General features: G+C 61.6%; 1 protein-coding gene. It reads left to right on the top strand.

Going from position 1 to position 570, the window contains the following annotated elements; genetic code table 11:
- Window positions 1-471, top strand: a 471-nt coding sequence (locus JQC81_RS32670; RefSeq protein ID WP_203275901.1) for a transposase, incomplete at its 5' end; no start/stop codon positions are given.
- Window positions 472-570 lie beyond the last annotated feature (99 nt).

Here is a 570-nt window from a genome sequence, read left to right as displayed (position 1 = left end):
TCCGAGCGCCAGGATGGCACCTTCTCGCGATCTGACTTCAGCTATGATGCTGAGGCGGACGCCTACACCTGTCCTGAGGGCAAGACCCTGACGACCAGCGGCACGGTTGTGAACGAGGGCACGACGCGCCTCTACAGGGGCAGCACCTTTGACTGTGGTCCTTGTCATCTCAAGCAGCAGTGCTGTCCCAACACGCCGGCCCGCAAGATCCCGCGCAGCATCTATGAGCATGCCCGTGAGGTGGCGCGCTCATTGAGGGGCACGCCGGCCTTCGAGCGGTCACGTCAGGGCCGCAAGCGCATCGAGATGTTGTTTGCGCATCTCAAGCGGATCCTGAAGATGGGACGTCTGCGGCTGCGCGGTCCGTGCGGGGCTCAGGACGAGTTCCTGCTGGCAGCAACCGCCCAGAACCTGAGAAAGCTCGCCAAGCAGGTCACTTCACCAGGGCCTCAGATGACCCAAGAAGCCTGAGAAGACCTGAGGGATACACCTCACCACAATCCTAGCCTCAACAAGGCAAGCTGCATCGCTGTCCCAGCCCGTCCGGATGCCGACTTTGTCAACGAAATC

The organism is Microvirga arabica, from assembly GCF_016811235.1.
In the GTDB taxonomy this organism is placed as follows: domain Bacteria; phylum Pseudomonadota; class Alphaproteobacteria; order Rhizobiales; family Beijerinckiaceae; genus Microvirga; species Microvirga arabica.
Note: the sequence above shows the minus strand (reverse complement) of the source record. Positions and strands in the feature narration are given on the sequence as shown.